Annotated in this window: 19 protein-coding genes; 7 read left to right on the forward strand and 12 right to left on the reverse strand. The window is 65.4% G+C overall.

Annotated elements, in window-relative coordinates:
• Positions 1 to 129: 129 nt before the first annotated feature.
• The 3 genes from groL to ACQCST_RS14870 all read right to left on the reverse strand — a co-directional run bounded on the left by groL (position 130) and on the right by ACQCST_RS14870 (position 2,728).
• Positions 130 to 1,740 (reverse strand): chaperonin GroEL, encoded by a 1,611-nt coding sequence (groL, locus tag ACQCST_RS14860; RefSeq protein WP_426996514.1) that lies wholly within the window; start codon positions 1,738 to 1,740, stop codon positions 130 to 132.
• A gap of 75 nt (positions 1,741 to 1,815) precedes the next feature.
• On the reverse strand, positions 1,816 to 2,112 hold the full coding sequence (gene groES, locus ACQCST_RS14865) for a co-chaperone GroES (protein WP_426996515.1): 297 nt from the start codon (positions 2,110 to 2,112) through the stop codon (positions 1,816 to 1,818).
• 229 nt (positions 2,113 to 2,341) lie between these two features.
• Entirely contained in the window at positions 2,342 to 2,728 is a 387-nt protein-coding gene (locus ACQCST_RS14870; RefSeq protein ID WP_426996516.1) for a hypothetical protein, read from the reverse strand.
• Positions 2,729 to 2,782: 54 nt separating this feature from the next.
• On the opposite strand from ACQCST_RS14870, the gene ACQCST_RS14875 reads away from it, so the two are divergent.
• On the forward strand, positions 2,783 to 4,012 hold the full coding sequence (locus tag ACQCST_RS14875; RefSeq protein ID WP_426996517.1) for a THUMP-like domain-containing protein: 1,230 nt from the start codon (positions 2,783 to 2,785) through the stop codon (positions 4,010 to 4,012).
• Between the two features lie 20 nt (positions 4,013 to 4,032).
• Here the strand turns inward: ACQCST_RS14875 and ACQCST_RS14880 are convergent, their stop codons facing one another.
• The 3 genes from ACQCST_RS14880 to ACQCST_RS14890 form a co-directional block, all read right to left on the reverse strand.
• Positions 4,033 to 4,863 (reverse strand): shikimate 5-dehydrogenase, encoded by an 831-nt coding sequence (locus ACQCST_RS14880; protein WP_426996518.1) that lies wholly within the window; start codon positions 4,861 to 4,863, stop codon positions 4,033 to 4,035.
• 37 nt (positions 4,864 to 4,900) lie between these two features.
• Positions 4,901 to 5,023: a type B 50S ribosomal protein L36 gene (gene ykgO / locus ACQCST_RS14885; protein ID WP_426999196.1), complete on the reverse strand. Its 123-nt coding sequence runs from the start codon at positions 5,021 to 5,023 to the stop codon at positions 4,901 to 4,903.
• A 1,010-nt stretch (positions 5,024 to 6,033) separates the two neighbouring features.
• Entirely contained in the window at positions 6,034 to 7,677 is a 1,644-nt protein-coding gene (locus tag ACQCST_RS14890; RefSeq protein WP_426996519.1) for a glycoside hydrolase family 3 protein, read from the reverse strand.
• Positions 7,678 to 7,884: 207 nt separating this feature from the next.
• Here ACQCST_RS14890 and ACQCST_RS14895 point away from each other — a divergent pair, with 207 nt between their 5' ends.
• Positions 7,885 to 9,036 (forward strand): glutamate--cysteine ligase, encoded by a 1,152-nt coding sequence (locus ACQCST_RS14895; RefSeq protein WP_426996520.1) that lies wholly within the window; start codon positions 7,885 to 7,887, stop codon positions 9,034 to 9,036.
• A 99-nt stretch (positions 9,037 to 9,135) separates the two neighbouring features.
• Here ACQCST_RS14895 and tsaD read toward each other — a convergent pair whose 3' ends face one another.
• The 6 genes from tsaD to ACQCST_RS14925 all read right to left on the reverse strand — a co-directional run bounded on the left by tsaD (position 9,136) and on the right by ACQCST_RS14925 (position 14,569).
• Positions 9,136 to 10,236, reverse strand: a complete 1,101-nt coding sequence (gene tsaD, locus ACQCST_RS14900) for a tRNA (adenosine(37)-N6)-threonylcarbamoyltransferase complex transferase subunit TsaD (RefSeq protein WP_426996521.1) — start codon at positions 10,234 to 10,236, stop codon at positions 9,136 to 9,138.
• Positions 10,236 to 10,760: a ribosomal protein S18-alanine N-acetyltransferase gene (rimI, locus tag ACQCST_RS14905; RefSeq protein ID WP_426996522.1), complete on the reverse strand. Its 525-nt coding sequence runs from the start codon at positions 10,758 to 10,760 to the stop codon at positions 10,236 to 10,238. The genes tsaD and rimI overlap by 1 nt, the downstream gene beginning before the upstream one ends.
• 44 nt (positions 10,761 to 10,804) lie before the next feature.
• Positions 10,805 to 11,476, reverse strand: a complete 672-nt coding sequence (gene tsaB, locus ACQCST_RS14910; protein ID WP_426996523.1) for a tRNA (adenosine(37)-N6)-threonylcarbamoyltransferase complex dimerization subunit type 1 TsaB — start codon at positions 11,474 to 11,476, stop codon at positions 10,805 to 10,807.
• Positions 11,476 to 12,048, reverse strand: coding sequence for a tRNA (adenosine(37)-N6)-threonylcarbamoyltransferase complex ATPase subunit type 1 TsaE (tsaE, locus tag ACQCST_RS14915; RefSeq protein WP_426996524.1), 573 nt, complete (start codon positions 12,046 to 12,048; stop codon positions 11,476 to 11,478). The genes tsaB and tsaE overlap by 1 nt, the downstream gene beginning before the upstream one ends.
• A 47-nt stretch (positions 12,049 to 12,095) precedes the next feature.
• The gene (gene alr, locus ACQCST_RS14920; protein WP_426996525.1) at positions 12,096 to 13,301 is read right to left on the reverse strand and encodes an alanine racemase; all 1,206 of its coding nucleotides are present in this window, start codon (positions 13,299 to 13,301) and stop codon (positions 12,096 to 12,098) included.
• Between the two features lie 176 nt (positions 13,302 to 13,477).
• On the reverse strand, positions 13,478 to 14,569 hold the full coding sequence (locus ACQCST_RS14925) for a carbohydrate kinase family protein (protein ID WP_426996526.1): 1,092 nt from the start codon (positions 14,567 to 14,569) through the stop codon (positions 13,478 to 13,480).
• A gap of 75 nt (positions 14,570 to 14,644) precedes the next feature.
• Between ACQCST_RS14925 and ACQCST_RS14930 the strand changes: the two genes are divergently transcribed.
• The 5 genes from ACQCST_RS14930 to ACQCST_RS14950 all read left to right on the forward strand — a co-directional run bounded on the left by ACQCST_RS14930 (position 14,645) and on the right by ACQCST_RS14950 (position 20,848).
• Positions 14,645 to 16,078 (forward strand): 6-phospho-beta-glucosidase, encoded by a 1,434-nt coding sequence (locus tag ACQCST_RS14930; protein WP_426996527.1) that lies wholly within the window; start codon positions 14,645 to 14,647, stop codon positions 16,076 to 16,078.
• Positions 16,079 to 16,126: 48 nt separating this feature from the next.
• Positions 16,127 to 17,015 (forward strand): IS5 family transposase gene (locus ACQCST_RS14935; RefSeq protein WP_426996528.1). Its coding sequence is split into 2 segments (ribosomal slippage): positions 16,127 to 16,474 and positions 16,476 to 17,015, totalling 888 coding nucleotides; the frame shifts between segments, so codons are not numbered across the junction.
• A 488-nt stretch (positions 17,016 to 17,503) separates the two neighbouring features.
• Positions 17,504 to 18,769, forward strand: coding sequence for a D-inositol-3-phosphate glycosyltransferase (mshA, locus tag ACQCST_RS14940; RefSeq protein ID WP_426996529.1), 1,266 nt, complete (start codon positions 17,504 to 17,506; stop codon positions 18,767 to 18,769).
• Positions 18,770 to 18,813: 44 nt separating this feature from the next.
• On the forward strand, positions 18,814 to 20,508 hold the full coding sequence (locus ACQCST_RS14945) for a formate--tetrahydrofolate ligase (RefSeq protein ID WP_426996530.1): 1,695 nt from the start codon (positions 18,814 to 18,816) through the stop codon (positions 20,506 to 20,508).
• A gap of 145 nt (positions 20,509 to 20,653) precedes the next feature.
• Positions 20,654 to 20,848, forward strand: coding sequence for a hypothetical protein (locus ACQCST_RS14950; protein WP_426996531.1), 195 nt, complete (start codon positions 20,654 to 20,656; stop codon positions 20,846 to 20,848).
• Positions 20,849 to 20,940: the final 92 nt, after the last annotated feature.

The following is a 20,940-nucleotide window of genomic DNA, read 5'->3' on the forward strand; positions in this document are numbered from 1 at the left end:
TTCCCGACGGCGCCGCCATACGTTTGCGGCGCCGGTTGCTCCGTGCGCGGAACTGAATGCCCGGGTAGCGGAGCGCAAAAGAAGGCCGGTCCAGCAACGCTGGACCGGCCTTCTTCTGGAGGTTACAGACTAGTGCCTGTGTCCCGCATGCTCGTCTTCGTCGGCAGGCTTCTCAACAACGAGAGTCTCGGTGGTGAGAACCAGCGCGGCGATGGAGGCTGCATTGCGGAGAGCCGCACGCGTCACCTTGACCGGGTCAATGACGCCGGCCGCAATCAGGTCCTCGTACACGCCGGTCTTGGCGTTGAAGCCGTGATTGTCGGCCAAATCCCCAACCTTGGCAACCACAACGTAGCCGTCGAAGCCGGCGTTCTGCGCGATCCAGCGCAGCGGCTGGGTCAGCGCACGGCGGACGATGCCGACAGCGGCAGCTGCGTCACCTTCGAGCGCTTTGACCGCGGAGTCCTCGTCCAGCGCCTTGAGGGCGTGGATGAGGGCGGCGCCGCCGCCGGCGACGATGCCTTCTTCGAGGGCAGCGCGGGTGGAGGACACAGCGTCCTCAATGCGGTGCTTCTTTTCCTTCAGCTCGACCTCGGTGGCTGCGCCGACCTTGATCACGCCGATGCCGCCGGCCAGCTTGGCCAGGCGTTCCTGCAGCTTTTCCTTGTCCCAATCGGAATCGGTGCGGGTCAGCTCGGCGCGCAGCTGGGAAACCCGTGCCGCGACGTCCTCGGCGGAACCTGCTCCGTCAACGATGGTGGTGTTGTCCTTGGTGACCGTGATGCGGCGGGCGCTACCCAGCACCTCAAGGCCAACCGTGTCCAGGCTGAGGCCAAGTTCCGGCGAGACAACCTGTGCACCGGTGAGGGTGGCAATGTCCTGGAGCATGGCCTTGCGGCGGTCGCCGAAGCCTGGAGCCTTGACGGCAACCACGTTCAGGGTGCCGCGGATGCGGTTGACGATCAGCGTGGAGAGTGCCTCGCCGTCGACGTCCTCGGCAATGATGAACAGCGGCTTAGAGCTCTGCAGAGCCTTCTCCAGCAGCGGAAGGAAGTCCGCAACCGAGGAGATCTTGCCCTGGTTGATCAGGATGAGCGCGTCCTCAAGGACAGCTTCCTGACGTTCCGCGTCGGTGACGAAGTACGGGGACAGGTAGCCCTTGTCGAACTGCATGCCCTCGGTGAGGACCAGTTCGGTCTGCGTGGTGGAGGATTCCTCGATGGTGATCACACCATCCTTGCCTACCTTGCCGAATGCCTCGGCCAGGAGCTCGCCTACCTCGTCGCTCTGTGCGGAGATGGAGGCAACATTGGCGACCTGGGTGCCTTCAACCGGGCGGGCGTTCTCGAGCAGACGCGCGGCAACGGCCTCAACCGAAACCTCGATTCCACGCTTGATCTGGCCCGGAGCGGCGCCTGCCGCAACGTTGCGCAGGCCTTCCTTGACCAGGGCCTGCGCCAGGACGGTTGCGGTGGTGGTTCCGTCACCGGCGACGTCGTTGGTCTTGGTAGCTACTTCTTTGGCCAGCTGAGCGCCGAGGTTCTCATACGGGTCATCCAGCTCGATTTCACGTGCGATGGTCACGCCATCGTTGGTGATTGTGGGGGCGCCCCACTTTTTGTCCAGCACAACGTTGCGGCCGCGGGGGCCGAGCGTCACCTTGACAGTGTCTGCAAGCTTATCGATGCCGGCCTCGAGAGCCCGGCGTGCAGCGTCGTTAAACGCAAGCTGCTTTGCCATGGTTTGTCCTTTCAAGACAGAAACCCGCACTGCTGATCGAGTCAGGCAAGATCAGCAGCGCGGGGATCCAAAGAGTTACTTAACGACGATCGCCAGAACGTCGCGGGCGGACAGCACGAGGTATTCAACGCCGCCGGTCTTGACTTCGGTTCCGCCGTACTTCGAGTAGATAACGACGTCGCCAACGGCCACATCGATGGGAACGCGGTTGCCGTTGTCGTCAAAGCGGCCGGGGCCTACTGCAACGACTTCGCCTTCCTGCGGCTTCTCCTGTGCGGAGTCCGGGATAACCAGGCCTGAAGCCGTGGTCTGCTCGGCTTCAAGCGGGCGGACAACAATACGATCCTCAAGAGGCTTAATAGAGACCGACACTCGGACCTCTCCTTCTACGTCAGCAAATTTATGGACTATGGAACTGGGGTGCCGTGGCGTGCAAACCGTCGTCGCGGTGCCGGCAGCAGCCTGGCTGGTGGTGCTTCAGTTGTTAGCACCCTCCTAGGGAGAGTGCCAATGACGACTCTATGTAAGTGGTTAGCACTCGGTCAAGGTGAGTGCCAGCATTTCGTCACGGGTGAACGTAGGCGAACGCCCTGACGGTACCTCAGCCGCCGGCAAGATCGTCAAAATCAACGTCCTCGCCGCCGTCGTCGTCCGAGTCACTGATGCGGCCCCGGTTCCGGTAGATGACAACGGCGCCGGCTGCGGCCGCCAGCACGGAGATCACAAGAAACACAATGCCGCCTATGCGCACGGCGGAATACAGGCCGCGGATATCCCGGGCTTCGTCGGTGGCGTCGTTGATGTCCTTGCCGCCAACGGAATATATGGTGGCGTTGAAGGAGTCAAGGAAGAAAATAATAACCAGCAGTGCGACGCAGACGACGGCGATCCCGGCTCCGGCTATGAGCGCCGGTTTGGCATACTTCACGGGATCCCCGTGGCGGAATCCGGGTTGTTCGGCTGCTGGCGGTGTTGAGCTGTCTTCCATGCCATCAACACTATCGGCAACCGGCCGACGCCCTCCTCCACTACGCTGGATCCCATGGCTGAAGCACCGCAGGACCAGATAGCACCGCTGCTCACCAGTGAAGGCTGGGAGCTGTTGGCAACCCTCGGGCCGTACCGCGAGGACCAGGCATTCGCGCTCAATTCCGCCCTCCGGAAGGCCGGCCACTCCGCTGCACTGGTCTCGGCCCTGCTCACGCAGTCCAGGCTTCGTACCAGGGCGGATGCCAAGTTCGGCGAATTTGCCCGGCAGATGCTGTTCACCCAGGCGGGCCTGGAGCAGGCAACCCGGCTGAACGTAGCGGCCCGGCACGCACAGCGTTTCACGGAAGCCGGCGTCACTCACGTGGCCGATCTCGGCTGCGGCCTCGGTGCCGATTCCATGGCGCTGGCCTCCATGGACATCACGGTAACAGCGGTTGAGCTGGACGAAACGACGGCCGCATGCGCCACCATGAACCTGATTCCATTCCCGCATGCCACGGTGGTCCATTCGGATGCCACAGCCGTATCCCTGGACGGAATCGACGGCGTCTGGTTGGATCCGGCGCGCCGCACCACATCGTCGTCGGGAACCAAACGAATCTGGGATCCGGAGGCGTTTTCCCCGCCATTGTCGTTTGTGGAGTCCCTCGCGGAAACCGGCCGCGCGGTGGGCGTCAAGATGGGGCCCGGCATACCCCACGAGTCCGTCCCCGCCGGATGCGAGGCACAGTGGGTCTCGGTTGCCGGGGACGTCACCGAAGTGACGCTCTGGTTCAATGGCGTGCGCCGTCCGGGAATCCGCAGGGCAGCGCTCCTGATCGGCCCCCAGGGAGCAGCAGAAATCACCAGCACAGAGGATTTCGACGGCGGTCCGCTGGCGCCCGTGGGCCCAGTGGAGGGCTACCTGTACGAACCCGATGGTGCCGTGATCCGCGCCGGGCTGGTGGCCGACGTCGCTATCCGGTTGGGCGGGCATCTGGTGGACGAGCACATCGCCTACATCTGCGCCCCGGAACTGCTGGACACCCCGTTTGCCCGGGCGTACAGGGTCCTTGAAGTCATGCCCCTCAAGGTCAAGGCACTCAGGGCCTGGGTGAAAGCGCACAACATCGGTGTGCTGGACATCAAAAAGCGCGGCACGTCCGTCACTCCGGAAGAGCTCCGCAAGCAGTTGCTTCCGGGTGGAAAGTCCGGAGGAAAGAATACGGGCAAAAACACGGCCACCCTGGTCCTCACCCGCATCGGGGAAGACAAGGTGGCCATCTCGGTGGAACCGGTCTAGCCACCCCTTCCTGAGTCGCCCTAGTGCGCGCGGGTGAACTCCTCGGCGGCCCGGACCTGCTCGTCGGTGGGCCTGATGCCGGTGTACAGCACAAACTGTTCCAGCGCCTGGATCGTGGCCACTTCGGCTCCCGTGATCACGGTCTTGCCTGCCGCGCGGGCAACCTTGATCAGCGGTGTCTCCGCCGGCAGCGCGACGACGTCGAACACCACCTTCGCGGCGTCGATCACCTCAAGCGGGAAGGGCAGGGATTCAGCCTCCGGCCCGCCTTTCAGACCGCCCTTCATGCCAATGGGCGTGACGTTGATGATCATGTCCGCCGTGCCGCCGTCGAGTTCCCCCTGCCAGCGGAAACCATATTGTGCGGCGAGCGCCCGGCCCGCAACCTCATTCCTGGCAATGACCGTCACCTCGGTGAAACCGGCGTCACGCAGGGCAGCAACGGTCGCTTTGGCCATGCCGCCGGCGCCGGTCAGCAGCACCGAATAGTCCCTGGGTACGGCATGACGTTCAAGCAGTTGCTCAATGGCCGTGTAGTCAGTGTTGTAGGCCGTGAGGCGTCCGCCGTCGTTGACGATGGTATTGACGGAATCGATGGCCTTGGCCGACGGATCCATAACGTCCACAAGGGCGATCACGTCCTCCTTGTACGGCATGGACACGGCGCAACCCCGGATACCCAGTCCGCGCACGCCGGCAATGGCCTGGGCCAGATCTGTCGGTGCAAAAGCCTTGTAGATCCAGTTCAGCCCCAGCTGCTGGTACAAGTGGTTGTGGAAGCGCGTCCCGTTGTTGCTCGGCCGCGCCGAGAGTGAGATGCACAAGGTCATGTCTTTATTCAGAATCGGCACCTGCCCATTAAACCAACAGCGTACAAACCGACAGCGTTCAGCCCTGGCGCGCCTTCAGCCTGGGATTCTTCTTGTTAATGACAAAGGTCCTGCCGCGGCGCCGCACAATCTGCGAACCCGGGATCTTCTTGAGTGCGCGGAGAGAGTTTCTGACTTTCATGGGTTTTCCTTCGGTAGGCAATAGTGTGGGGCGGGCAATTTTTTGAAGTGTCGGGGCGGAACGGGCTGCCAGTCTGACCGTGCTTTCAAGCCAGAGCCGGGGGCCTATTCCCTGCAGCGCAATCCGGAGATCCGCTGCTGTCGCGATCCATAGCTGGCCGCGCATCCAGTGCGAGCCCTCGGCAAGGCGCGGGAGGGCCTCCCTGAACCGGGCAGGGTGCAGCGGCCGCTCCACACGGTGGAGGACAGTACAGAACTGGCCGGTGCGGTCTGTGACAGGGATCCTGACTTCCCCGGGACGGCAGCGGGACATGGCTTCCGGTCCGTCATAGCAGCCGGGCCGGAAGCCGTCCCCAGCTGCTGCCACCGTGGCGTGCGGCGCCAGTTGTGACATCAGCTCAAGCCCACGGCGCCAGTCCAAACTCTGTTCCCCCGCGGTGCCGCTGAGTTCCGTGCTGAGGCCTGGCTGGATCATGACCGTGTCCACATGGGCAAGTTCGCCGATCAGAAACTCGCCGCTGGTCCTGTCATCGCCGGGCATCGACGTGAACCCGGACTCGTAGAGGGTGTGCCGGTCCCAGATCTTGTCTTCCACCTCTGCCGGATCCACTGCCAGCACTGCGTTGTCAACAGTCACCGGCCCGTCAAGGCCCGCTTCTAATGCGGCCACAGCCATCTCTACGGAGACTCCGGGCGGCAGGCCCAGCGCGGCGTGCCGGTAGCCGGCAGCCATGAGCCGCTGGACGGTGGGCACAATATCCAGCCGGACGGTGCAGCTGAGGCAGCCGTGTTCCAGTGCGGTTTCTTCGCGTTCAGTCAGCACACCGCCACTGAATATCCGGCGCAGGACGATTGACCCGTCAAGGAGGTCATGATGGACCACCACGGATTTCGCGTGGGTCCGGTCCAGACGGGCCGTGGCGATTTGGCGGCACTGGGTATCAAGTGAGCTGACGATCGAGAGGTGCATGACTCAAGTCTAAATGCAATTCATTCTCATTAGCAAAGTGATTAAGGGCAGCCGCTGCCTTCAGGAAAACTGCCGACGGCGGCCGGCAGCTTTCCGGACGCAGCCGCCTTCCCGGTGAGGACGGCGAGCAGCGCACCGAAGGCTCCCCGGCTTCGTCCGTACAGTGCGATTTTCACCGGGGCTGCAGACGCTGCGAGCGGCCATGGTGCATCCAGTGCTACGGCTACGTCCCCGCCGACGGTTCCCCCACCGTAGCCGATGAGGTTAACCAGGGGCCCGCTGCCCAGCCCGAGTCCCGCGTCGCGTGCGGCGGCCTCGAAGCGGGACCTGTCCTGGGCGGATCCGCCGGACACCCGGACGCTTCCGCCCACCAAGGGGGCCGTGCATTGTCCGGACAGCATGGTGATGGCGGCGGCAGACACCTGCGCTGAGAGGGATTGCCCGCTCCCCGGGGCCGCAGGCGGCTGCGTGGTGTGCGGCCTTGCTGCTTCGCGTCCCCGCCAGATCATCATGGTGACCACCCGACGCGCGGCCTCGTCCAGGCGCCCTGCCGGCAGGGAACCTGCGGAGACAGCACTGACAATCGCCGCGTGGGCCGCTTCCACATCCGTGGGCATCAACAGCAGGTCCGCTCCTGCGGCGAGCGCCACCGGTGCCGCGGATCCGCCGGGGAACTGCTGTTCAACCGCAGCCATGTTCAGCGCATCCGTCACGGCCACACCGTGGAAACCCATGCCGCGCAAGGCGGCGTAGGCAGCCTTGGACAGCGACGACGGCACGCCGGGTTCCAGCGCCGGAACGGCGATGTGGCCGGTCATGACCATTGGAACGCCCGCGTTGATGGCATCCTGAAACGGCTTCCAATCCCTGGCCTGAAGCTCGGCCACGGATGCTTTCTGGACCGGGAGTCCCAGATGGGAATCCACGGTGACGGACCCATGGCCCGGAAAGTGCTTGACGGCCGGCAACATGCCCGCTGCCAGCATCCCCCGGGAGAAGCCCACGCCCAGCCGGGCCACCGCTTCCGGACTGCCGGACATGGACCGCGCACCGATCGTGGGATCCGCAGGGCCCATGGTGACATCGGTGTCAGGCGCGAAATCAACATTAAAGCCAATGGACGCCAGTTCCGCAGCGAGCGCCCGTCCGGCATCTGTGGCAAGCGGGAGACTGCCGGCGGCGCCATAAGCCATCGGTGCCGGCCATTCCGTCAGCGGGGCGCCCAGCCTGGCCACGGCACCGCCTTCCTGATCCACCCCGATGAGCCCCGGCCAGTCCCTGCCGTCGGACCGGCTGGCGCCGGAAAGGCGCGCCGTCACGGCAGCCATCGCAGCTGTGTCCACCAGCCCGTCTGCGGTCCGGGGGACGTTGTCTCCCATAATGATTGAGCCCGCCAGGTGCAGCCGCTCTATCGTGGCAGCCTGCGCCCCGTCGTCGAGGCCGGGGTAAAACGGCATCAGGACCTGGCCGGCTTTCTGGCCGGTGGTCATGCTGGCCACCGCGGCCGTGGCTGCGTCCAGGTCCCGCTGCTGCGGCCCCCAGCCCAGGGGCAGTACCTCTGGATCCGATGAGGGGGTAGCGGCTGGCGGGGACGGCGTCGTCGTGAATGGATCTGCAGGTGAACCCGATGTGACGGACCCCTCGGCGGGGACTCCCCGGGACGGCGCCGGGGACGGCGCCGTCATGCAGGACGCCAGCGCCAGCAATACCGTCAGCCCCGCCGAAATGAGGGTTATCCTGTGAAAACAGTCACGCGTTCCCTGTAACCAAGCCATCATCTCGATGCTACCCCTGCACTAGACTTGAAACACCCGCTCTCCTGCCAGCCACCCCGTCAGATGGAAGCTGCCAGGAAGGGCCGGATACAGACAGCAGAAGAGCGAGGGGACCACATGAAGATTGATTTTGCTTCATCCAGGCAATCAACTCTTGGTGTGGAATGGGAACTCGCGCTGGTGGACGGCCGGACCGGAGAATTGGCGTCTGTGGCCAATGAGGTCCTGCGTGGCGTAGCCGCCAAACACCCGGAACTAAATGAAGATGACGAACACCCGCACATCAAGCAGGAATTACTGCTCAATACGGTGGAACTCGTCACCGGAATCTGTGAGACCGCGGCAGAGGCGAAAGAAGACCTTAGCCGGTCACTGGCGGCGGTGCGCGAGATCACCGATCCCATGGGCGTGGAGGTCTTCTCCGCCGGAAGCCACCCGTTCAGTCCGCCGCAGCTCCAGCCCGTTACCGACAAGGCGCGGTACGCCAAACTGATCGACCGCACGCAGTGGTGGGGCCGGCAGATGGTCATTTACGGCGTGCACGTGCACATTGGCCTGGACCGGCGCGAAAAAGTTCTCCCGGTCCTGGACGGCCTGGTCAACTACTTCCCGCATTTCCAGTCGCTGTCCGCCTCCAGCCCGTTCTGGGGCGGGGAGGACACCGGCTATGCGTCACACCGCGCACTCATGTTCCAGCAACTGCCCACCGCCGGCCTGCCTTTCCAGTTCCCCAACTGGGATGAATATGAGTCCTATGTGCAGGACATGTTCACCACCGGGGTTATCGACACCCTCTCTGAAATCCGCTGGGATATCCGGCCGGTGCCCAACCTCGGCACCATCGAGATGCGGATCTGTGACGGTCTGGCCACGCTGGAGGAAGTCGGGGCGATTGCTGCCCTGACCCAATGCCTCGTGCACGAGTTCTCCACCACCCTGGACCACGGCGGCACAATTCCCACCATGCCGCCGTGGCACATCCAGGAAAACAAATGGCGTGCGGCACGGTATGGCCTTGAAGCGATCATCATTCTGGATGCCAAGGGCAAGGAGCAGCTCGTCACGGAGAACCTGCTGGAGACGCTCAACCGGCTCGAACCCATCGCGGCGAAACTCGGTTGCCCGGACGAACTGGCCGATGTCGAGAAGATTATCCGCCGGGGCGCCGGCTACCAGCGCCAAAGGCGGGTGGCAGCGGAGCACGGCGGGGACCTTCAGGCCGTTGTGCTGGACCTGGTCAAGCAGATGCGGAACGGACCCACCGCCTAGTCACCGCCCAACAGCCAACCTTCAGAACGGCCCGAGCCCGCCTGAACGGTGCTGCCCGGGGCCGTTCTTTGCTGCCGCCGGCCGTTCTTGCTGCGTAGTTCACACGGAAATCGTTGTGACGGGCATGGACGAATCCGGGGCGAAACCGATTCCACTCGGTTCGATGCCGGCCATGACCAGCTGGGCGCCGAGGGCGGCGACCATGGCCCCGTTGTCCGTGCAGAGATCCAGCGGCGGGACATGCAGCGTGATGGCGGCGGCGGAGCAGCGTTGTTCGGTCAGCTGGCGGAGACGGGAGTTCGCTGCCACGCCGCCGCCCAGCAGCAGGTTGGTGATGCCGTTCTCCCGGCAGGCGAGCACCGCCTTGGAGGTGATGACGTCCACCACAGCTTCCTGGAACGCCGCGGCGATGTCCGCCACGGGCACTTCCTCGCCGCGGGCCTCGAATTGCTCCACGCAGCGGGCCACTGCCGTTTTGAGTCCGCTGAAGGACCAGTCGTAGCGGTGGGGGCCGGGCTCCTTGGCGGAACCCATGTACTTGGGCTGGGTAAGTCCGCGCGGGAACCGGATGGCCCTGGTGTTGCCTTCCCGGGCCAGCCTGTCGATGGCAGGGCCGCCCGGATATCCAAGGCCCAGGATCCGGGCCACTTTGTCGTAGGCTTCGCCGGCAGCGTCGTCGATGGTGGAGCCAAGGAGCTCAACGTCGTCCGTGATCCTGCGAATCCGCAGGATCTCAGTGTGGCCGCCGGAAACCAGCAGGGCGCCCAGATTCTCCGGGAGGGATGGGCCGTGTCCGGCCTTCCCCGCTGATCCGGGGCTTGAGCCCAGGAGGCCGACGCCCACATGGGCCACGAGGTGGTTGATGGCGTACAGCGGTTTTCCCGTGGCCACGGACAGCGCCTTCGCCGCACACACGCCCACCATCAGGGCACCGGCCAGTCCTGGTCCGGAGGTGACGGCGATGGCGTCGATCTCCTCCAGCGTCACGTCTGCCTCGGCGAGCGCTGCCTGTAGCGTGGGCACGAAGGCATCCAGGTGGGCACGTGATGCGATCTCCGGTATCACACCGCCAAATCTGACGTGCTCGTCCATGGAGGAGGACACGGTGTTGGTCAGGAGGTCCGTTCCACGGACTATGCCGACGCCGGTTTCGTCGCAGGAGGACTCGATGCCTAGCACGAGCGGCTGGGAACGGTTCATTACTGGTTTGCCTCCGTCGGGGTGGTCTCGCCGGGATGGCGGAAGTTGTCCTCTTGTCCGGGGCCCTGATGCAGGAGACCCTCATGCAGGGGGAGGATGTCTTCGAGCTGGAGCCGCATGATGAGGGCGTCGACGCCGTCGCGGTAATATCTTGGCCGGACATGGATCTGCTCGAAGCCGAATCTCAGGTACAGCTGCTGGGCCCGGGGGTTGTCCGCCCGGACCTCGAGCAGAACGTCAGCGGCCCCGCGGCGCCTGCTTTCGCTGATCAGTTCGGTAAGGAGCGCCGAACCGACGCCTTTTCCTTCAAACTCCGGAACGACGGCGATGGTCTGGATGTCTGCAATGGGTTCGATGCACATCAGTCCTGCGTAGCCAACGATTCCCGCGCCGGATTCCGCCACCAGATAGCGGCGCGTTCCTGACTGGGCAAGCTCATCAAAAAACATGTGCAGCGGCCAGGCGTCCGTGGGGAAGAGCCTGCGCTCAAGTTCGTTCACTTCCGGCACATCCGCAACGGTCATGTCACGGAAGGAGACTCCGTCCGGGCCCGGCCCGGCAGCGCCGTTCACAGAGCCCGCTTCCGCGGTCCGGGTACGCGTGCGTCCGATTCCCTGAGGTAAAGGGGTGTGGAGTCCAACAGTTCCTCCCCCGCTGCCAGCCGCGCCAGGGCGAACTGACCCAGGTAAAGTGCATCCGGTTGCTCCGCGCTGAAGTCCGGGTTGGCGTCCAGGACGTCCGCATAGAGCCCCGCACCCGCACCGTACGCGGGAAGGGCGGGGAGGTCCGTGGCAAACCCCACGCGCGGACCATCGGCAAGACGCGGCAACTGCCCTTCGGAGAGTGTGTACCGGGCCCAGTAGACTTCCTTCCGCCGGGCATCGGTGGCCACGACGAACTCAGGAACGGCGGCGGTGGATTCGGCAACCTCAAGAGCTATCGCGTCCAGGCTCATCAGGCCGTACAGGGGTTTGCCCCACGCGAAAGCCAGTGTCCGGGCGGTGGCAATGCCGGAACGCAGCCCGGTGAACGGCCCCGGGCCCACGCCTGTGACGATCGCATCGATGTCCGCACCGGTGATTCCGGCCGACGTCAGCAGGTCCTCGATTCCTGGCGCCAGAACTTCGGCATGGCTGCGGGTGTCTTCGGTGGAAAAGCTGCCCACCACACCCTCCATGGCGTCATCGGAGACAAGCGCCGCGCTGGCCACGGCAGAGGTGTCAATGGCAAGGATAAGCATCAGAACTTCCCTCCGGTCCTTCCGGTGAGCATGGGCTGCTCCGCCCACCGGGGACCGAAGCCGCGCAAGACGATGGTGCGGGGCTCGTCATTGTCCGAGGTGTCAAAATCAAGGGTTCCGTCCTGGTCAGTTGTGGATCCGCCAATCCCGATTTCACCAGTTCCCATGTCACCAGTCCCGATGGCCCGGTGCAGCTCCACGTCCAGCCGGCTCCCGCTCAGGTGCTCCACCCTTCCGCGGCCCCACTCCACTACCGTGACGGCCGTATCCAGGGTGTTTTCCAGATCGATACCGTCAATCTCCCGTGCCGATTCCAGCCGGTAAGCATCAACGTGGACCAGGTCCGGGCCGCCTGGCCGTGTCCCCTCCGGCCGGTTGGGGTGGATGCGGACCAGCACAAACGTGGGCGAGATGATGCCGCCGCGGACGCCAAGCCCCTCCCCCACCCCCTGGGCGAAGGTCGTTTTCCCGGCGCCAAGCTCACCGGTGAGGACCAGCAGGTCTCCGGCTTCCAGGACCGCTCCCAAAGCGGCAGCGAGCGCATGGGTCTGCTCCGCCGTCGTGACCGCCACGGCGGTCTCCCACCGTAGGAGTGGCTCGGCCCCGCCGGGCTGGAGGCTCACGGTGCCGGCGTTTCGTTGATGACCCGCCGTGGAACGCGGGAACTGATCCGGGTTACGATCTCGTAGTTGTTGGTACCCGCGGCACGCGCCCAATCGTCGGCCGTGGGCCCGCCGTCGGCACCGTCGCCGAACAGCTCGGCTTCGGCGCCGAGCAGGCTGCGGCCGCCGCCGGAGACGCCCCTGTTGCCGAGGTCGATGACCATCTGGTCCATGGCGATCCGGCCAACAACCGGGTAGGTCACGCCGTCGACTCGCACGGGTCCGCCGGTGGCCACCCGTGGCACGCCGTCGGCATACCCCAGGGGGATGAGCCCGAGCGTACTGGGGCCGGGGGTCCGGTAGTTCAGCCCGTAGGAGACGCCCTGGCCTTCCGGAACATCCTTGCAGTGCGCCACCACGGTGCGCACTGTCATGGCCGGGCGAAGGCCCAGCTCGGCGGAAGTCTGCCCGTCAAACGGTGACAGTCCGTAGATGCCAAGCCCCACACGGACCAGATCGAAGTGTGTGTCCGGGCGGGACAGTGTTGCCGGGGTGTTTGCCAGGTGCCGGACCTCGGGATCCACGCCGGCGTCCCCGGCGATGGCAAGCACCTCGCGGAAGGCGGCGAGCTGCTCGTCGGTTTCCGGGCGCTCCGGTTCGTCGGCCACGGCCAGATGCGAGAAGACGCCCACCACCCGCAGCAGCCCCTCATCCTGGTATTCCACGGCCTCGCCCACCAGATGATCCCACGCGTCCAGGGTGGCGCCGTTGCGGCCCAGCCCGGTGTCCACTTTGAGATGGATCCGGGCCGGCCGTTCCTGCTCCCTGGCAGCTGCGACAATCCGGTCCAGCTCCCAGCCTGAACACCCGATGTCGACGCCGGCCGCGACTGCCGCGCCGAAGTTGCTTTCCGGCGTGTGCAGCCAGGCAAGCAATGGGGCATCGATGCCGGCGGCCCTGAGGGCCAGAGCTTCGGAAATGTGCGCCACTCCCAGCCAGCTGGCCCCTGCTTCGAGGGCTGCCCTCGCTACCGGAACGGCACCGTGGCCATAGGCATCGGCCTTGACCACCGCCATGAGCTGCGCCGGCGATGCGGCTGCCGCCAGCCTACGGACATTGTGGCGGATGGCTTCGAGATCGATGATGGCGGAGCGTTCATCGGCGGGAACCGGCGCCGCGTGTGCGGACGGCAGAATGCCACCGGTTGATGCTGGGTAAGTCACCTAACGATTCTAGTGCCGGCCAGCACCGCAGCGTCCCTGAAGTCAGCCGGGGCCGAACTGGGATTGGCTGATCCGGCGTCAAAGTTTCCTGGAAACACCGGTTGCTCTATCGCTTAGGGCTGCCAAACCGCGGGTTTAGGGCCTCAAAGTGATAAAGCAACGGGTAGTACGCCGGGTCAGGCGTCCGAAAGGTGCGCGATCGTGGCCGTGGCACGGCGCTGCGCTTCCTGGGGCACATCCCGGACTATCTCAGCGAGGAACCCGTAACGCCGGAGCCACTGGCTGCTTTGCCGTTCCCGGCGTGCGTTGGCACGCTGCCACCAGTCTGCGATGTCGCCCCAGCCCGGCGCCGCCAGGGAGCCACCCACTTCCTGGACCGCCAGGGAGGCGCAGAGGTTGGCGAAGCGCAGCCTGTCGCTGAGGGGCCAGCCAGCCAGGCTGCCGACAATAAATGCGGCACCGAAGCAGTCACCGGCTCCGGTGGGATCAAAAGCGGCCACTGGCAGGGAGGGTACCCACTCTTCCTCGCCGGTTTCCGAGTCCACAGCCATGGCTCCCTGAGCGCCCAGCGTCACCACAGCCACCGGCACCCTGTCAGCCAGGGAGTACAAGGCCGCCCAGGGATCGTCGGTCCCTGTGAACGCCATGGCTTCGCGCTGGTTGGGCATAAAAGCGTGAAAGTACTGGAGATTGTCCAGCCGGGCCGGGGACCATGCGCCGCTGGGATCCCAGCCCACATCGCCGAAGAGTTTGACGCCTGAGCTGTGGGCCGCGAGCGCCCAGGGTTCCAGCTCTTCGCCCAGATCCGCGACGGCGGCAAGTGCCGGGGGCGGTGTGCCGATCAGTTCCGAGGAGCTCACCGGCGCCGGATGCCCGTGGGTCACCATGGAGCGGTCCTGGTGGACGCTGAGGGATACCGTGACCGGCGAATGCCAGCCGGGAATCTTCTGCGAGAGGGACAGGTCCACGTGTTCCTGGGAATCCAGGATTTTCCAGTTATAGTCCCCGTAGCCGTCGTCCCCGAAGGCAGCGGCCAGTCCGGTCCTGAGACCCAGCCGGGCCGCTGCGATGGCCTGGTTGGCAACCCCGCCGGGGCAGCTGCCCATGCCCTCGCTCCAGATTTCGGTGCCCGGCTCCGGTGCGTGTGGCAGTCCGGTGAAAATGATGTCCTGGAACACCGTTCCTGCCAGCAGCAGATCGAAGCCCTTGTCCGTCGGTGTCCGGATGTCATGGAGGGGGTCGAACCTGCGTGCGGGAATGGCGTCCATGTTCGGCACACTACGCCGTCGCTGCGCCCCTGAACAGAACCCGCGAACCCTCCCTCACCGCATAGACTGCTGGACATGCGGCTCATGATTGCCGGGGGCGGCGGATTCCGGGTTCCGCTGGTGTACCGGGCGCTGATCTCGGGACCGTATTCAGGCCTGGTCAGCGAACTGGTGCTGTACGACGTCGATCCAGGGCGTCTGGCTGCCATCAGCGCTGTTCTCAAGGCGATGCCCGCGGCCGCCGGGCGCGCCGCCCCCGGCCACGCCGCCGCCGTCGGGCATCTCCCGTCGGTCCGTACCACCACCTCGCTCCGCCATGCGCTGGACGGCGCCGACGTTGTCTTCGCCGCAGTCCGGCCGGGCGGGACGGCCGGCCGGACTTCCGACGAACGCGTCGCCCAGAGCCTCGGCGTGCTGGGACAAGAAACTACGGGTGCCGGCGGGATTTCCTACGCGCTGCGCTCCATTCCGGCCATGCTGGAGCTCGCCACGGAAATGCGGCATTTTTGCCCGGCTGCCTGGCTTATCAACTTCACCAATCCGGCCGGCATGGTCACGGAGGCACTGGTTCCGGTGCTGGGCCGGAAAGTGATCGGGATCTGCGATTCCGCCAGCGGACTCGTGTACCGTGCCGCCAGGGCGGCCGGCGCGCCGCTGCCGGAGGGAAAGCTCGACGGCGTGGGCTACTACGGCCTGAACCACCTGGGCTGGCTGTACCGGCTGGAGTCCGGCGGCCGTGATCTGCTGCCGGGGCTGCTCCGTGATCCCTCAGCACTTGCCGGATTTGAGGAAGGCCGGCTGTTCCCGCAGGCATTACTGGCCGGGATTGGCGCCCTGCCCAACGAGTACCTGTTCTACTACTACGGGCAGGGCCGGGCTGCGGGCGCCATGCGTTCCCTGCCCCAGACCAGGGGCGAGGCGATCCATGGCCAGCAATCGGAGCTATACCCGCGCCTGGCAACCGCGGGCGAGAACGCGTTCCGGCTGTGGGACGACGCGCGGAGATCCCGTGAAGAGGGCTATCTGGCGGAGGCGCGCGGTGCCGGGGAGCAGCGCGATGAAGATGACCTCGCCGGCGGCGGCTACGAGCGGATTGCCCTGGCTGTGATGCGGGCCCTCTCCGGGGACGGGGATGCCGAACTGATCCTCAACACAGTCAACACGGTCCACTCAGCCGCGCCTGGCCCGGGTGCCGCCCGGGCGGCCATTCCCGGGCTGCCGGAGGACGCCGTCGTCGAAGTTCCCTGCAGCGTGGGCCCCGACGGCGCAGTGCCGCTTCCGCAGGACCGGCCGGCTGTGCAGCAATTGATGCTGATGCAGCGGGTCAAGGCGGTGGAGCGGCTCACCGTCAGCGCAGCAACGTACGGCAGCCGGGATGCCGCGCTTGCGGCCTTTACCGCTCACCCGCTGATTGATTCCGCCGGCGTCGCTAACAGGCTGCTGGCCGGATATGAGGCAGCGTTTCCGGAGCTGGGCAAGCTGTGGCGGCCGTCCGCGGACCGGCCCTAGGGCGTGTTGCTAAACCCTTTGAAGGTTGATTTCCGTCAGGCTTGATTCATGGCAGCAAGGCAGGAAATTTCTGACAAGGCATGGGCTTTGATGGCACCGCATTTCCCGGTTTGGAAGGGGAACGGGCGTCCGATCATGGACATGCGGCGGACGGTCGAGGGCATCGTCTGGCGGTTCCGCACCGGGGCCCCCTGGCGTGATGTGCCCGAGAGGTTCGGGAACTGGAACTCGGTCTACGGGCGCTTCGCGGACTGGTCCAGAGACGGTACCTGGGCCAGTGTCCTCGCGGCCGTGCAGGCAGCCGGCCAGCGCGCCGGTGATGTTGACTGGACCGTGTCGGTGGACGCGACGATCACCCGGGTGCATCAGCATGGCGCCACCCTTACCCGGGTCACAGGGGGCCCCGCAGAATTACAAGAAACTCGGCGCTGAGGAGCCGGGCGACCACGCGATCGGCAAGTCCAGAGGCGGAATGACGTGCAAAATCCACCTTGCCACGGACGGCAAGGGACGGCCGCTGGGCCTGGTCCTCACCGCCGGCCAGGCCGCCGACACCTCATTCTTCCAAACAGTGCTGGAGACCATCTCGGTCGCCGGAAGCTCCCGGGGACGGCCACGCTTCCGGCCCGACCGGGTGCTGGCAGACAAGGCGTACACCTCCAGCGCCAACCGCGGCTACCTGGCCAGCAGGGGAATCAAAGTCACGATACCCGAGCGGTCAGATCAGATCGCAGGACGGGCTCGGCGCGGTTCCAAAGGCGGACGCCCCCGATCCTTCGACAGGGAAGCCTACAAAGGCCGAAATGTCGTTGAACGCTGCTTCAACCGACTCAAACAATGGCGTGGCATCGCGACCAGAAGCGACAAAACAGCACGCAGCTACCTCGCTGGCGTCACCTTGGCCTCGGCCCTGATCTGGATCAAATCAGGGGTTTAGCAACACACCCTAGAGCTTCCGGTACATCACGTGCAGCCCACGTAGCCGAGGGTGGGGTGGCTGAAGGCATCCGGTATGGTGGCCAGGATCTCGAAGCACGTGGCTGCCGGCGCTGGCCTGGTTGGCGTGCAGTTCACCGGTGCCCAGCACCCCGCCGTCGTGGTTTACCGCAATGGAAGCCTGCCCGGGCGCCGGCTTGAACCAGAGGCTGCGGGCGTCCTCCTCGGTGGTGCGGCGGTCCCAGGTGAACGTTTCGCCGGCCCGGATGACGGGCTGCAGAATGGCCCCCCGGCCAGTCGGACCGTTTGGCCGCGCGGATTTCGAATCCTGCGGGTGCTATCGATGAATCTTCCGCTGCGCTCACAGCCGCCACGTTAGCAGCCCGCTGCCCGCCACGGATATGCGCAGGCACAGGAGTAGTGTTTTATCGGATGGAGTAACAGGGCGCACGCCTAATGCGGGCGCCCCCGGAAAGCGAGAGGAGCTCCGTGGCCCTGATCAAGCGCGTCGCGTTCCTCTCGCTGCACACCTCCCCGATGGAACAGCCCGGCTCAGGCGACGCCGGCGGCATGAACGTCTACATCCGGGCGCTTGCTTCGGCGCTTGCGGAGAACGGCGTGGAAGTGGAGATATTCACCCGGTCCACGGCAGCCAACCAGCCGGCCGTCGAACACCCGGATCCCGGCGTGTGCGTCCACAATGTCTTGGCAGGGCCACCGCGGAAGCTCCCTAAGGAAGAGCTCCCGGAGCTGCTGCACAGCATGGTGGCGGAAATCGAACAGATCCGGCTCCGCCAGCCGCATGGCCGCTACGACGTCATCCATTCCCACTACTGGGTTTCCGGGATGGCCGGGCTGGAGCTGTCCGAGTTGTGGGGCATCCCGCTGGTGCACACCATGCACACCATGGCCAAGGTCAAGAACCTGCTCCTGCAGTCCGGCGAACGGCCTGAACCGCGCCGCCGGGAACTGGGCGAACACCGGATTGTCGACGGTGCCGCGCGGTTGATAGCCAACACGGGCGCCGAGGCAGCCGAACTCGTGGCGCACTACGACGCCGATTTCGACCACATCGACATCGCCCCGCCCGGCGTCGACCTGGCGGTGTTCACTCCAGCGTTCCGCAGCCGGTCACGGGCCGAGCGCGGAGTACTCCCCAGCACCTTCCATCTGCTGTTTGCCGGCCGCATCCAGCGTCTCAAGGGTCCGCAGATCCTCGTCGAGGCGGCCGCGCTGTTGCGCTCCCGCCGCCCTGACATTGATCTTCAGGTGACTATTCTCGGTGAGCTGAGCGGGGCCAAGGACTTTAACCTCAAATCGCTGGTCAGCGCTTCCGGAATGGACGACGTCGTTACTCACCATCCGCCGGTCAGCGCACCGGAGCTGGCTGGCTGGTACCGCTCCGCCGATGTGGTGGTGATGCCTTCCTTCAGCGAGTCCTTCGGGCTCGTGGCGCTGGAGGCCCAGGCCTGCGGCACCCCCGTGGTGGCAACCCGGGTGGGCGGGCTCTCCCGCGCCATCTGCCATGGGCGGACCGGGCTGCTGGTGGAAGGGCATGGCGCCGGGGACTGGACCGATGTCTTGGAAGCCCTCTATGACGATCCCGCCACCAGAGAGGACATGGGCCGCGCCGCCTCCGTCCATGCCCAGAACTCCGGCTGGCAGCGAACCGCCGCCATTACGCTGGAAAGCTACCACGCCGCCGTCGATGAATCCCTGATGAGCCGTACGGCCGCTGCCGCCCACACCACCTGAACGGAGCCTGCGCCAACCGGCGGGGCCTGAGCCAAAGGACAACGATGTCTGAGAGCAACTTCGTGAATGCGCTTGAGAGTGATCTGGAGATTGCGCAGCGGGCTGTTATGCGTCCCATCGAGGAGATCGCCGAGGCCGCCGGAATCAATCTGGATGCGTTGGAGCTTTACGGCCGATACAAGGCAAAGATTGATCCCGCGCGGCTCGAGGCTCCGGCACCCGCCGGACGGGTGGTGCTCGTGTCTGCAATGTCGCCCACGCCTGCGGGCGAAGGGAAGTCCACCACCACCGTTGGCCTGGCCGATTCGCTGGCCAAGGCCGGGCACAAGGTGATGATCGCCCTGCGGGAACCGTCGCTGGGTCCCATCCTCGGCATGAAAGGGGGCGCGGCCGGCGGCGGGTACTCCCAGGTGCTGCCCATGGAAGAAATCAACCTCCATTTCACCGGGGACTTCCACGCAGTCACGTCAGCCAACAACGCCCTGATGGCGCTGGTGGACAACCACATTTACCAGGGAAACGAACTGAACATCGATCCGCGCCGTATGACATTCAAGCGGGTGCTGGACATGAACGACCGCTCGCTCCGCGAAGTGGTGATCGGCCTCGGCGGCCCCACCCAGGGCGTCCCGCGCCAGGACGGTTTCGACATCACGGTGGCCTCGGAGATTATGGCCGTGTTCTGCCTGGCCACGGATCTGGCGGATCTCCGTGAGCGTCTGGGCCGGATCACGTTCGGCTATACCTATGCCAGGGTGCCCGTGACGGTGGCGGATCTGGGCGTGCAGGGCGCACTGACCATGCTTCTCAAGGACGCCATTAAGCCCAATCTGGTCCAGACCATTGCCGGCACCCCGGCTCTGGTGCATGGCGGTCCGTTCGCGAATATCGCCCATGGCTGTAACTCACTGATCGCTACGCAGACGGCACGCCGGCTGGCAGACATTGTGGTCACGGAGGCCGGCTTCGGCGCGGATCTGGGTGCTGAGAAGTTCATGGACATCAAGGCCCGCGTGGCCGATGTTGCGCCATCGGCGGTGGTGGTGGTGGCTACCGTCCGGGCCCTGAAAATGCACGGCGGCGTGGCCAAGGATCAGCTCAAGGTGCCCAACGTTGAAGCCTTGGCGGCCGGCGTTGTCAATCTGCAGCGGCACGTCCACAACGTGGAGAAATTCGGCATCACGCCGGTGGTGGCCATCAACAAGTTTGCCACCGACTCGCAGGAGGAGCTCGACTGGTTGTTGGACTGGTGTGGCCGCGAAGGCGTGCAGGCCGCAGTGGCCGATGTGTGGGGCCGGGGCGGTGGCGGCGACGGCGGCGACGAACTTGCTGCGAAGGTGGCCGCAGCCGTGTACGGTCCCAGCAGTTTCCGGCACCTTTATGCCCTGGAGCTGTCTGTGGAGGACAAGATCCGCACCATTGTGCAGGAGATTTACGGGGCCGATGGCGTGGATTTTTCAGTGCCGGCCCTGAGACGCTTGGCGGATATCGAGAAGAACGGCTGGTCCGGGATGCCCGTGTGCATGGCCAAAACCCAATACTCGTTCAGCGACGACGCCTCCAAGCTCGGGGCGCCCAAGGGCTTCACCGTGCACGTCCGCGATCTCATCCCCAGGACCGGCGCAGGCTTCATCGTTGCCCTCACAGGTGCGGTGATGACCATGCCGGGCCTGCCCGCAGTTCCCGCGGCCATGCGCATGGACGTGGACGATGCCGGCAACGCAGTCGGGCTCTTCTGACCCTCCCGTTGCTCTATCACTTGTGGTTCCCATTCCACCCTTTTGACGGCTACAAGTGATAGAGCAACGGGCCGGGCAGCCGGGCAGATAGCTGGGTCCCGAACGGGACCGGCGAGGGGCTGTGGAGGAGGGGTGCCGCCAGATTGTGGATAACTTCAGCGACGTCGGGGGCGTCCGGGCAACAATGGTGCCCATGCGTCCATCTGCGCCTTTGCCGGCCCACCTCGCCACCGCACCATTCACCGTCCATGAGGCCCGGTCCGCCGGCCTGAGCAGCGGCCGGCTCCGTTCATCCGATCTCACTACTGTGGCTCCCGTCCTGGTTCCGGGACTGTCGTGAACTCCACCTCATCAAGCCCAGGGGGTTGCCATCGGTCCGGCGGCAGGGCGTCGTCGGACATACAGTACTTGCCTTCGAGGACGAGGTCACAG

The sequence above is a fragment of the Pseudarthrobacter sp. N5 genome (genome assembly GCF_050157035.1).
Lineage (GTDB): Bacteria > Actinomycetota > Actinomycetes > Actinomycetales > Micrococcaceae > Arthrobacter.

Coding starts and splice junctions, on each gene's coding strand:
- groL (WP_426996514.1), bottom strand. CDS start 1,740: ATGGCAAAGCAGCTTGCGTTTAACGACGCTGCACGCCGGGCTCTCGAG.
- ACQCST_RS14870 (WP_426996516.1), bottom strand. CDS start 2,728: ATGGAAGACAGCTCAACACCGCCAGCAGCCGAACAACCCGGATTCCGC.
- ACQCST_RS14875 (WP_426996517.1), top strand. CDS start 2,783: ATGGCTGAAGCACCGCAGGACCAGATAGCACCGCTGCTCACCAGTGAA.
- ykgO (WP_426999196.1), bottom strand. CDS start 5,023: ATGAAAGTCAGAAACTCTCTCCGCGCACTCAAGAAGATCCCGGGTTCG.
- ACQCST_RS14890 (WP_426996519.1), bottom strand. CDS start 7,677: ATGACGGCGCCGTCCCCGGCGCCGTCCCGGGGAGTCCCCGCCGAGGGG.
- ACQCST_RS14895 (WP_426996520.1), top strand. CDS start 7,885: ATGAAGATTGATTTTGCTTCATCCAGGCAATCAACTCTTGGTGTGGAA.
- tsaD (WP_426996521.1), bottom strand. CDS start 10,236: ATGAACCGTTCCCAGCCGCTCGTGCTAGGCATCGAGTCCTCCTGCGAC.
- rimI (WP_426996522.1), bottom strand. CDS start 10,760: ATGACCGTTGCGGATGTGCCGGAAGTGAACGAACTTGAGCGCAGGCTC.
- tsaB (WP_426996523.1), bottom strand. CDS start 11,476: ATGCTTATCCTTGCCATTGACACCTCTGCCGTGGCCAGCGCGGCGCTT.
- ACQCST_RS14925 (WP_426996526.1), bottom strand. CDS start 14,569: ATGGACGCCATTCCCGCACGCAGGTTCGACCCCCTCCATGACATCCGG.
- ACQCST_RS14930 (WP_426996527.1), top strand. CDS start 14,645: ATGCGGCTCATGATTGCCGGGGGCGGCGGATTCCGGGTTCCGCTGGTG.
- ACQCST_RS14945 (WP_426996530.1), top strand. CDS start 18,814: ATGTCTGAGAGCAACTTCGTGAATGCGCTTGAGAGTGATCTGGAGATT.